9 protein-coding genes are annotated in these 11,361 nt (G+C 72.5%); 5 read left to right on the plus strand and 4 right to left on the minus strand.

The window, feature by feature from the left end; all coding sequences use genetic code 11:
• Window positions 1-101 precede the first annotated feature (101 nt).
• Both ACFVFR_RS31670 and ACFVFR_RS31675 read right to left on the minus strand, forming a co-directional pair.
• A complete protein-coding gene (locus ACFVFR_RS31670) occupies window positions 102-1,724 on the minus strand; it encodes a cation acetate symporter (protein ID WP_383708059.1) in 1,623 nt (540 codons plus the stop codon).
• On the minus strand, window positions 1,721-2,014 hold the full coding sequence (locus ACFVFR_RS31675) for a DUF485 domain-containing protein (RefSeq protein WP_383708075.1): 294 nt from the start codon (window positions 2,012-2,014) through the stop codon (window positions 1,721-1,723). The genes ACFVFR_RS31670 and ACFVFR_RS31675 overlap by 4 nt, the downstream gene beginning before the upstream one ends.
• Window positions 2,015-2,467: 453 nt before the next feature.
• On the opposite strand from ACFVFR_RS31675, the gene ACFVFR_RS31680 reads away from it, so the two are divergent.
• The gene (locus ACFVFR_RS31680) at window positions 2,468-4,033 is read left to right on the plus strand and encodes a S8 family serine peptidase (protein WP_383708061.1); all 1,566 of its coding nucleotides are present in this window, start codon (window positions 2,468-2,470) and stop codon (window positions 4,031-4,033) included.
• Between the two features lie 244 nt (window positions 4,034-4,277).
• Here the strand turns inward: ACFVFR_RS31680 and ACFVFR_RS31685 are convergent, their stop codons facing one another.
• Window positions 4,278-4,943, minus strand: coding sequence for a lysoplasmalogenase (locus tag ACFVFR_RS31685; protein ID WP_383708063.1), 666 nt, complete (start codon window positions 4,941-4,943; stop codon window positions 4,278-4,280).
• 17 nt (window positions 4,944-4,960) lie between these two features.
• Complete coding sequence (locus ACFVFR_RS31690; RefSeq protein WP_383708065.1) at window positions 4,961-5,980, minus strand: sterol desaturase family protein; 1,020 nt, start codon at window positions 5,978-5,980, stop codon at window positions 4,961-4,963.
• 387 nt (window positions 5,981-6,367) lie between these two features.
• On the opposite strand from ACFVFR_RS31690, the gene ACFVFR_RS31695 reads away from it, so the two are divergent.
• The 4 genes from ACFVFR_RS31695 (at window position 6,368) to ACFVFR_RS31710 (ending at window position 11,186) form a co-directional block, all read left to right on the plus strand.
• Window positions 6,368-7,378: a DEDDh family exonuclease gene (locus tag ACFVFR_RS31695; RefSeq protein WP_383708067.1), complete on the plus strand. Its 1,011-nt coding sequence runs from the start codon at window positions 6,368-6,370 to the stop codon at window positions 7,376-7,378.
• A gap of 136 nt (window positions 7,379-7,514) precedes the next feature.
• Window positions 7,515-8,546: an SURF1 family cytochrome oxidase biogenesis protein gene (locus tag ACFVFR_RS31700; protein ID WP_383708069.1), complete on the plus strand. Its 1,032-nt coding sequence runs from the start codon at window positions 7,515-7,517 to the stop codon at window positions 8,544-8,546.
• Window positions 8,547-8,575: 29 nt separating this feature from the next.
• On the plus strand, window positions 8,576-10,426 hold the full coding sequence (locus ACFVFR_RS31705; RefSeq protein WP_383708071.1) for a glycoside hydrolase family 15 protein: 1,851 nt from the start codon (window positions 8,576-8,578) through the stop codon (window positions 10,424-10,426).
• 4 nt (window positions 10,427-10,430) lie between these two features.
• Complete coding sequence (locus tag ACFVFR_RS31710; protein ID WP_383708073.1) at window positions 10,431-11,186, plus strand: SDR family oxidoreductase; 756 nt, start codon at window positions 10,431-10,433, stop codon at window positions 11,184-11,186.
• Window positions 11,187-11,361 lie beyond the last annotated feature (175 nt).

Consider the following 11,361-nt stretch of genomic DNA (forward strand, 5'->3'; position numbering starts at 1 on the left):
GTTTTTTTTTTTTTCCGCGCGGGCGGGGGGGGGGGGGGGGGGCCCCGGGGCGGGGGGGGGGCGGGGGCCCCGCGCCGCGAGCGGGTCGGCGAAGGGGCGGGTCAGTGCGCGCCGTAGCCGGTCAGCGAGCGCACCTCCAGCTCCGCGTACTTCTCCTTGTCCACCGGCTCCTTGGAGACCAGCGAGCCGATCCAGCCCAGCAGGAAGCCGAGCGGGATGGAGACCAGGCCCGGGTTCTCCAGGGGGAACCAGTGGAAGTCCACGTCCGGGAACATGGAGGACTCCTTGCCGGAGACGACCGGCGAGAAGAGCACCAGGAACACCGACGCGAACAGGCCGCCGTAGATGGACCACAGGGCGCCCTGGGTGGTGAACCGCTTCCAGAACAGGCTGTAGAGGATCGTCGGCAGGTTGGCCGAGGCGGCGACCGCGAAGGCCAGGGCCACCAGACCGGCGACGTTCAGGTCGCGGGCGAAGACGCCCAGCGCCACGGCCGCGATGCCGATGCCCACCGTCGCCCAGCGGGCCGCCGAGACCTCCTCCTTCTGGGTCGCCTGGCCCTTGCGGATGACGTTGGCGTACAGGTCGTGCGCGAAGGAGGACGAGGAGGCCAGGGTGAGGCCGGCGACGACGGCGAGGATGGTCGCGAACGCCACGGCCGAGATCACCGCGAGCAGGATCGCGCCGCCCGTTGAGTCGGGCCCGCCGCCGATCTCCTGCGCGAGCAGCGGTGCCGCGGTGTTGCCCGCCTTGTTGGACGCGATGATGTCGGTCCGCTTCAACAGGGCGGCGGCGCCGAAGCCCAGGGCGATGGTCATCAGGTAGAAGCCGCCGATGATGCCGATGGCCCAGTTGACCGAGCGGCGTGCGGCCTGCGCGGTGGGGACGGTGTAGAAGCGGATCAGGATGTGGGGCAGCCCGGCCGTGCCGAGGACCAGGGCGATGCCGAGCGAGATGAAGTCGAGCTTGGTCGTCGAGTCCACCCCGTACTTGAGCCCGGGTTCGAGGAAGGCGCTGCCCATGCCGCTGTTGTCGGCGGCCTCCCCCAGCAGCGTGGAGATGTTGAAGTCGAATTTCAGCAACACCAGGAAAGTGATCAGCAGCGTGCCGGCGATCAGCAGCACGGCCTTGACCATCTGCACCCAGGTGGTGCCCTTCATGCCGCCGATGGAGACGTAGAGGATCATCACCACGCCGACCAGCACGACGATGAGGATCTTGCCCGCCTCGCTGGTGATGCCCAGCAGCAGCGAGACCAGCACGCCGGCGCCGGCCATCTGGGCCAGCAGGTAGAAGATGGACACCACGATGGTGGAGATGCCGGCGGCGGTGCGCACCGGGCGCTGCCGCATGCGGTACGCCAGCACGTCTCCCATGGTGAACCGGCCGGAGTTGCGCAGCGGCTCGGCCACCAGGAGCAGGGCCACCAGCCAGGCGACGAGGAAGCCGATGGAGTAGAGGAAGCCGTCGTACCCGAAGAGGGCGATGGCGCCGGCGATGCCGAGGAAGGACGCGGCGGACATGTAGTCGCCGGAGATGGCCAGGCCGTTCTGGAAGCCGGAGAACTGCCGTCCGCCCGCGTAGAAGTCGGTGGCGTCCTTGGTCTGCTTGCCGGCCCACACCGTGATGCCGAGGGTGACCAGGACGAACGACGCGAACAACGCGATAATGAGCGGCCGGTGCTCGCTGACGCCCTCGGCCGCGAGGAAGAGGGTGTCCGTCACGACTGGCCCTCCAGGCGGGACTTGATCGCGCTGGCGCGCGGGTCGAGCTTGGTGCTGGCGTGACGCGCGTACCACCAGGCGATGACGAAGGTCGACAGGAACTGCAGGAGCCCGAAGACGAGGGCCACGTTGATATGGCCTACGACCTTCTTGCCCATGAGGTCGCCCGCGTAGCTCGACAGCAGTACGTACAGCAGATACCAGCTGACGAACGCGATGGTGAGCGGGAAGGCGAACGAGCGGTGGGAACGGCGCAGTTCGGCGAACTCCTCGCTCGACTGCACCTGGATGAAGTCGGGCTGCCCGGCGCTGCGGGCCGGGCCTTGGGGCGGTGCGGGGTCCACGGTCTCTCCTGGTGTGGCGACTGACTGGGGACGGATCACAGCGGGTCGAGGGCGGCGGACGAAGTGGCTGGTGGGCTCGGTGTCGTGGGGCGCGGGGCCGGGGGGACGGGGCGGGACCGGGCGCCGAAAGCGCACGGGGGACGAGGCGGCGTATGTGCGGTGGGTGATCCAGGTCACGCATCGTAGGCGCAGGTAGCGCTGCCGAACAGGGGATGAGCGGCGGAAACCGAGAAGATCCTTTCGATGCCGTGACCCCGTGTGTCGCTCAGATGGCCGCAGCGGGTTTTTACACGTCATCCATTGATGGACGGCCATGATCGGCGTTAGCTTCACTCGTCATATAACCGGCCCGGACGCACTCCGCGTTCGGGCGGCCTTCACGGATGATGGGGAGACCTCATGGCTCATCTGAGATCCAGACGCCGGCGCGCCCTGCTCGTGGTGCCCGCGGGACTCGCGCTGACCGCGTCCCTCGGGTTCCTGCCCGGCGCGGCGTCGGCCTCCTCGCAGGACGCGCCTTCCTCCGCCACCGCCACGCGCGCGGCCGGGCCGGCGCTGTCGTACGTGGTGAACACGACTCCCGACAAGGCCACCGTCAACCGGGTCAAGAAGGAGATAGCGAAGGCCGGGGGCGACATCGTCGCCAGCTACCAGAAGATCGGCGTGGTCGTCGCCCACGCCTCGACACCCGACTTCGCGCAGCGGATACGCGCCGTCAGCGGCGTGCAGTCGGCGGGCTCGACCCGCACCTCCCCGCTGACCCCGGCCACGACCACCGAGGTCGGCAAGCCGGAGAAGATCAAGGTGCCGCGCGCCACGGCCGCCAGTGAGGCGAAGGCGCTGGCCAAGGGTCAGGAGCCGCTGGAGCCGCTGCAGTGGGACCTCCCCGCCATCAAGGCGGACCAGGCGGCCAAGGTGAATCCGGGCAGCAGGAAGGTCACCGTCGCGGTGATCGACACCGGTGTGGACGACACCCACCCCGACCTCGCCCCGAACTTCAACCGCAAGGCGTCCGCCAACTGTGCCAACGGCGTGCTGGACACCTCGAAGGGCGCCTGGCGCCCGTACAACCCCGACGAGGACTACCACGGCACGCACGTGGCCGGCTCCGTGGCCGCCGCGCGCAACGGCGTGGGCGTCGCGGGCACCGCCCCGGGCGTGCAGGTCTCCGCCATCAAGGTCAGCGACCAGAAGACCGGCCTGTTCTACGCCGAGAACGTGGTGTGCGCCTTCGTCTTCGCCGGCGACCAGGGCGTCGAGGTCACCAACAACAGCTACTACGTCGACCCGTGGATGTTCAACTGCAAGAACGACGCCGACCAGCGGGCCATCCTGGACGCGGTGGGCCGGGCCGCCAAGTACGCGCAGGACAAGGGCGCCGTCAACGTCGCCTCCGCGGGTAACTCCAACTTCGACCTCGGCGCGAAGTCGATCAAGGACACGTCGAGCCCGAACGACTCGCAGGCGGTCGAGCGCGACATCGACCCGGCCACCTGCCTGGACGCGCCCACCCAGCTGCCCGGCGTGGTCACGGTCTCGGCGACCGGCGTCAACTCCCTGAAGTCGTACTACTCCAACTACGGGCTCAACCCGTCGGTGGCCGCCGGCCAGATCGACGTCGCGGGCCCCGGTGGCGACCGCAACCAGGTGCCCGAGCTGCCCGCCAAGGACGGCCGCATCCTGTCCACGCTGCCCGGTGGCGACTACGGCTACCTGCAGGGCACCTCGATGGCCAGCCCGCACGTGGCCGGCGTGGCGGCGCTGGTGCGCAGCGCGCACCCCAACTCCAGCCCGCAGGAGGTGCAGTGGCTGCTGAAGCAGCAGGCCGACAACCCGGGCTGCCCCACCGCCCCGTACGACCCGAACGGTGACGGCAAGGCCGACGCCACCTGCACCGGCACCAAGCACGTCAACAGCTTCTACGGTTACGGCATCGTGGACGCGCTGGACGCGGTGACGCCGTAACACGGTGACGCGGTGGGGGGACACGCGCGACGTCGCGACCTGACGGCGCGGTGATCGTACGGAGCGTGTCGCGCGCTCCGCGCACCGTGGGGCCGGGCAGCCGATCGAGCTGCCCGGCCCCTTCGCGTCTCCGGGGCCCCGGGGCCGACCGGAGGCGGGCCCGGGGGCCGCCCGGACGGTTCGGGGGCGGCCGGGCCCGTTCGCGTACGGGCCGCGCCGCCGACCGACCCTCGGCCCCGCTCGGCTACGGGAGGCGCGCGACGAGGCCGGCGCCCTCGCGCCCGACATCCCGTCCGACACGCCCCAACACGCCTACGGTCAGGCAGAGCTGGGCTCCCAGATACGTCAGCATGATCCAGAGCTGGGGCGCGGGGAGCTGGGGCCAGTCCGCGATGCCGGTGGCGATCAGCGTGTCGGAGAGCAGGAACAGCGCGCCGCCCGCCGCCGCCCACCGACCGACCCGCAGCGCCGCCAGGGCCATGGCCGTCAACAGCAGGCTGTACGCCGCGACCGGCCCACGCAGCCCGGCCTCAAGCCCCGGCCAGAGCAGGGCCACGGTGCCCAGCCAGGCCGCCGCGTATCCGACCACGAGGAGGGTCACCGTCCGGCGGGGCGCGGTGATCGGGCCCAGGCGGGAGAAGAGGACCAGGTAGCACACGTGGCCCGCGGCGAAGGAGCCCATGCCGGCGAGGAAGGCCGCCTCGCCGCCGAGTTGCAGCAGCGTGTCGCCGCCACAGCCGAAGAGGAGGGCCACCGCGAGCAGCCGTGGCCCGCCCCGCAGCAGCACGTACCCCGCGAGCGCCGGCATCAGCGCGGGCTTGGTCGCGTGGACGACGGGTTCGGCCGCGTCGACGGGCACCGCCAGCGCGGTCAGATGCAGCAGGCCGAGCAGGACCAGGCCCACTGCCACGCGGCGGGCGGGACCGCTCACGCGAGGTGCCGGACACGCCGAGGCGACTCCCCCACCGGCCGGCCGCCGCTCACGGGCACCTCGGCGGGCGGGGCGAGGGGGGCGGCCGGGTCGGTCGGGGACGGCGGGATGGCCGTCACGGCCACGGGCGCCCCGGTCGCGGGCGCCCCGGTCGCGGGCGGCGGGGACGGGCTCGCGGCGCGGCGGCGCTCCGGCTGCCAGCCGGGGCCCCGGAAGAGGTGGCCCGCGCGTTCGCGCCAGCCGGTGGCGGCGGAGAGGTCGCGGGCGATGGCGGCGTACTCGTGGGTGGCGACCCGCAGCGGGTTGTAGGTGTGGATGTTCTTGGTGAGGCCGTAGACGGGGCGCTGGGTCTCGGCCACGAAGCTGCCGAACATCCGGTCCCAGACGATGAGGATGCCGCCGAAGTTCCGGTCCAGGTAGCCGCCCTGGGAGGCGTGGTGGACCCGGTGGTGCGAGGCGGTGTTGAAGACGTACTCGACGGGCCGGGGCAGTCTGCCGACGCGTTCGGTGTGCACCCAGAACTGGTAGACGAGGTTGACCCCGGACAGGAAGGCGACGGCGGCCGGGTGCACGCCGCACAGCACCAGCGGCAGGTAGAACGGCCAGACCGTCAGCGAGGTCCAGGGCTGTCGCAGCGCCGTGGTGAGGTTGAACCTCTCGCTGGAGTGGTGCACCACGTGGCAGGCCCACAGGACGCGGACGACGTGGTGACCTCGGTGCGACCAGTAGTAGAGGAAGTCCTGCGCCAGCAGCATGAGCGGCAGGGTCCACCACAGCACGGGGACGCGGAGGGGGGTGAGCTCGTACAGGGCGGAGTAAATCGCCACAATCGGTATTTTCCACAGGAGGTCGAAGACGACGCTCCCGATGCCCATCGTCACGCTGGTCGCGGTGTCCCGGGCGTCGTAGCCGGCGGCGTCCTCGTCGGGGCGCAGCCGGTAGCTCACCATCTCGACGACGGTGAGCAGGACGAACGCCGGTATGGACCAGAGCACGGCATCGGGTAGGTGCGGCATGTCCGCACGATAAGGGCGGGTCCGTGACGCTGAACAGATGTTGTTACTGGCGAGTTTCGAAACTCGGTAAGTAAGCGTCTCGGGTGCGGCCTCGACGACCCACCGCCCTCCCCATCCGCCCCGCCGGGGCCCCACTGAAGCCCCGCCGCCACGCCGGGTCGGGGCGGCCACGCCCTCGACCACCGGCCACCCCACCGCCCGCCAACAGCGCTTTTCGGCCGATCAGTTGCGGCCATCGTGGCCTCATCAGGACCGCACGCCACGGTGGTTGTCCCAGGTCGCGGTGGGCTGGCGAGCGCCGGTCGGTGTCCGGTCACGGCCCCCGCCGGGGTGCTCCGCCCGCCCACCGCGACCGCGTGTCAGAGGCGGCCCGTATCCTCATGAACCATGCTTGAAGACCGACCGGCCGCCGTACCGCGGATTCCCCCGCAGTCCGCCCCGCCGTCCCCGTGGCCGACCGCCTACCCCGAGGGGTACGCGGTCGTCGACGTGGAGACCACCGGACTCGCCCGCGATGACCGCATAGTGTCGGCCGGTGTCTACCAGCTCGACGCGCGCGGCGAGGTGCAGGACCACTGGTACACGCTGGTCAACCCGGAGCGTGACCCGGGCCCCGTCTGGATTCACGGCCTCACCAGCGCCGAACTGGCGGGCGCCCCGCTCTTCTCGGAGATCGCAGAGGAGTTCGCCCGGCGCCTCGCCGGTCGGGTGCTCGTCGCACACAACGCCGTCTTCGACTGGTCGATGATCGCCCGGGAGTACGCCCGCGCGCGGGCCACGGCCCCCGTCCGGCAGCGGCTGTGCACCATCGCCCTGTCCAAGGAGCTCGGGCTGCCGCTCGCCAACCACAAACTGGAGTCGCTGGCCGCGCACTACGGCGTCGTGCAGCAGCGGGCCCACCACGCGCTCGACGACGCGCGCGTGCTGGCCGAGACCTTCCGGCCCAGCCTGCACCTGGCCGCCGCGTCCGCCCTGCGCCTGCCGCTCCTGGCCTGCCAACCGCTCACCGAGTGGTCGGACACGCCGAGCCCCCGCCCGCCGGGCCAGCGCTCCGGGTTCGGACAGACGAGTTGGCGCCCCAGCCGCAAGCGGCCCGCCTGCCCCTATCCCAACCCGGGCCGGTACGAGCCCGGTGGTCTGCTGGCGCAGGGCATGCGGGTGGCGTTCTCCGGGGACACCTCGGTCGACCGGGAGCTGCTGGAGGACCGGACCGTCGAGGCCGGCATGCACGTGGCGACCAGCGTGTCGCGGCTCACCAGCGTGCTGGTCACCAACGACCCCGACTCGCCCACCTCGAAGGTGGTCAAGGCCCGCTCGTTCGGCACCCCCGTGATCGACGAGGCGGCGTTCACGCAGCTGCTCCGGGACGTGGCACCGGCACCCACCGACCCCGCCTGACCCACCGACCGCCCGCCGGGCCCGGCCACCGTCCGGCCGGGCGACGGACCGGCGGCGGCGCCCTGGCCCCTGACCCGCCCGGCCCGGGGGTCGCCCCGCGCGCGTCGGGTCGACGACCGAGTTGTACGGTCGTGGGGTGTACCGCTTCCTGTTGACCCGGCAGTGGGTGATCCTCACCCTGGTGGGGCTCGTCCTCGTCCCCGTGATGATCAGGCTGGGCTTTTGGCAGCTCCACCGTCACGAGCAGCGGGTCGCGCACAACGAGCAGGTGTCCAGGAGTCTGGACGCGCCGGCCGTTCCCCTCGGTGAGCTCACCGGCGTCGGCCGCGACGTCGTGAAGAGGGACACCCAGCGCAAGGTCACGGTCTCCGGCACCTACGACGCCCGCCACGAGGTGGTGGTGCGCCAGCGCACCGGCTCCGACGACCAGTCCATCGGCTACTTCGTCGTCACCCCGCTCCTGCTGGCCGACGGCACGGCCGTACTCGTCAACCGCGGCTGGATTCCGGCACCCGGCAACCTGACCCAGTTCCCGACCGTGCCGGCCCCGCCGGCCGGCGAGGTCACCGTGACCGGGCGGCTCAAGGCCGACGAGACCACCGGCGGCAGCGGCATCAAGGACAAGAAGGGCCTGCCGCCGCGCCAGGTCATGCTGATCAACAGCGAGCGCCAGGCCGCGTCGGTGGGCCGCCCGTTGCTCAGCGGATACGTCGAACTGACCGAGTCCCGGCCCGAGGGCGCGCACCAGCCGGAGCCGGTACCGGCCCCCGACACCAGCGGCATCGGCTCGCACATGGCGTACGCCGTGCAGTGGTGGCTGTTCACCGCGGCCGTGCCGGTCGGCTGGGTGGTCCTCTTCCGCCGGGAGCTGCGCGACCAGGCGGCGGCAGCGGCCAAGGCGGCCAAGGCCGCGACGGAGGCCAGGACGGGAACCGCGACCGAACCCGACACCACGGAGCCGCCCGGCGCCGAGGCCACCTCCGAGCCGTCCGGCACCGTGGCCACCCCGCCCGCCGCCGAGGCCACGACCGCGACCGAACCCGACACCGCCAAGTCGACCACCACCGCCGCCCAGCCCGAGCCCGACGAGCCCGACCGGGCCGCCGCGCGGGAGGCGGGCGGCGTGGACGCGGCGCGGGTAGCCCGGACGGCCTCGACGCCGGAGTAGCGCCCGGCTCAGCGGGAACCCGCTGGATCATGGCTCATCGCATCGAGGACTACGCCATGATCGGCGACCTCCAGACGGCCGCGCTGGTCGGTCGGGACGGTTCGATCGACTGGTTGTGCCTGCCCCGCTTCGACTCCGGTGCCTGCTTCGCGGCCCTGCTCGGCGACCGCGACAACGGCCACTGGACCCTCGCGCCGGCCCCGACCGGTGGTGCGCACCGCGACACCGGGAGCGCCACCGAGGATGACGCGAAGGACCACGAGGGCGCGACGGCGCCCCGGGCCCGCCGCTCCTACCTGCCGGACACACTGATCCTGGAGACCGTCTGGGAGACCGACACCGGTTCCGTCCGGGTCTACGACTTCATGCCGCAGCGCGACCACGCCCCGGACGTCGTGCGCATCGTGGAGGGTGTGCGGGGCCAGGTCGAGATGCACAGCGTGTTGCGGCTGCGCTTCGACTACGGGCACGTCGTGCCGTGGATGCGCCGGTGCGACGGGCACCGGGTGGCCGTCGCCGGCCCGGACTCGGTGTGGCTGCGCAGCGTGCCCGAGGTCCCCACCTACGGGCAGGACTTCAGCACGCGTTCGGAGTTCACCGTGGCGGCGGGCGAGCGGGTGGCGTTCGTGCTCACCTGGCACCCCTCGCACGCCCCACGGCCCGACCTGGTGGATCCGTTCGAGGCGCTGGAGCAGTGTCGCGCCGACTGGTGCGCGTGGACCGAGCAGTGCACGTACCAGGGGCCGTACCGGGAGGCCGTCGTCCGGTCGCTGATCACACTGAAGGGCCTCACCTACGCGCCGACCGGCGGCATCGTGGCGGCGCCGACGACCTCGCTGCCGGAGGAGATCGGCGGCGTCCGCAACTGGGACTACCGCTACTGCTGGCTGCGGGACTCGACGCTGGTGCTGGGTTCGCTGGTCAGGGCCGGGTTCACCGAGGAGGCCGGGGCCTGGCGGGACTGGCTACTGCGCGCGGTCGCCGGCGACCCGGCCGATCTGCAGATCATGTACGGGCTCGGCGGCGAGCGGCGGCTGGCCGAGACCGAGCTGGACTGGCTGCCCGGCTACGCGGCCTCGGCGCCGGTGCGGATCGGCAACGACGCGGCCCGTCAGTTCCAGCTCGACATCTACGGCGAGGTCGTCGACTCCCTCAGCCTCGCCCGCGGTTTCGGTCTCCAGGACAAGCCCACGGCCTGGAGTCTGCAGGCCGCCCTCCTGGACTTCCTGGAGTCGCGGTGGCGCGATGCCGACGAGGGCCTGTGGGAGGTACGCGGCCCACGCCGGCACTTCGTGCACTCCAAGGTGATGGCCTGGGTCGCGGCCGACCGGGCGGTACGCACCGTCGAGTCCCACCCCACCCTGCACGGGGACCTCGATCGCTGGCGGGCGATGCGGGACGCGGTGCACCGCGAGGTGTGCGCGGAGGGATTCGACGCCGAACGGGGCACCTTCACCCAGTCCTACGGCTCCACCGAGCTGGACGCGGCCACCCTGCTCATCCCCCGCGTGGGCTTCCTGCCGCCGCGCGATCCGCGCGTGGTGGGGACGGTCGACGCGGTCCGCCGCGAGCTGGGCGAGGGCGGGCTGCTGCGCCGCTACAGCACGGCGGGCGCGTCGGTGGACGGGCTGCCCGGCACGGAGGCGCCGTTCCTGGTGTGCTCGTTCTGGCTGGCCGACGCGCTGCACCTGATCGGTCGTACGGAGGAGGCCCGGGCACTGTTCGAGCGGTTGCTCTCGCTGCGCAACGACGTCGGGCTGCTGGCCGAGGAGTACGACGTCGAGCACGGGCGGCAACTCGGGAACTTCCCGCAGGCGTTCAGCCACATCGGTCTGGTGGGCACCGCCCTCGCGCTCTCGGGACAGGCCACGGCAGACTGAGGGCATGGATCTTGGACTCAAAGACCGGGTGTATGTCGTGACGGGTGCCACGCGTGGCCTCGGGAACGCCGCCGCGCGCGAGCTGGTGGCCGACGGCGCGAAGGTGGTGATCACCGGACGCGACGAGGAGAAGGCCACCGCCGCCGCGCGCGAGCTGGGGCCCGGCGCGCTCGGGGTCGCCGCCGACAACGCCGACCCGGCCGTGGCCGGACGGCTGATCGCCACGGCCCGCGAACGCTTCGGCGGCTTCGACGGCATCCTCATCAGCGTGGGCGGCCCGCCCGCCGGCACCACGGCCGACAACACCGACGACCAGTGGCAGAGGGCGTTCGAGTCGGTATTCCTCGGCGCGGTCCGGCTGGCCCGTACCGCGGCCGGTGAGCTTTCGGCGGGCGGCGTCATCGGCCTGGTGCTCTCCGGCTCGGTGCGCGAGCCCATCCCGGGCCTGACCATCTCCAACGGGCTGCGCCCCGGGCTCGCCGGCTTCGCGAAGTCCCTGGCCGACGAGGTGGGCCCGCGCGGCATCCGCGTGGTGGGGCTGCTGCCCGCGCGGATCGACACCGACCGGGTGCGCGAGCTGGACGGGCTGACCGGCGACGCGGACGCCGCGCGCGAGCGGCAGGTCGCGAACATCCCACTGGGCCGCTACGGCACACCCGAGGAGTTCGGCCGCGCCGCCGCGTTCCTGCTCTCGCCGGCGGCCTCGTACCTGACCGGCCTGATGCTGCCGGTGGACGGCGGGGCGCTGCGCGGCCTGTGACCGGCCCCGGGGCCGCTCCCGCGCGATGCCGTGGAGCGGCCCCGGATGCGCGCGGGCGGGGGGGGCGGGCGGGTACCCCCCCCCCGCGCCGCCCCCCACCCCCCACCGGAGGGCCCCCGGGCCCAGCACGCGCCCCCGCGAGTAGAGCCCGGCCCCGCGGGGCCGGGGGGGGGCC

The sequence above is a fragment of the Streptomyces sp. NPDC057702 genome, assembly GCF_042799315.1.
In the GTDB taxonomy this organism is placed as follows: Bacteria; Actinomycetota; Actinomycetes; order Streptomycetales; family Streptomycetaceae; genus Streptomyces.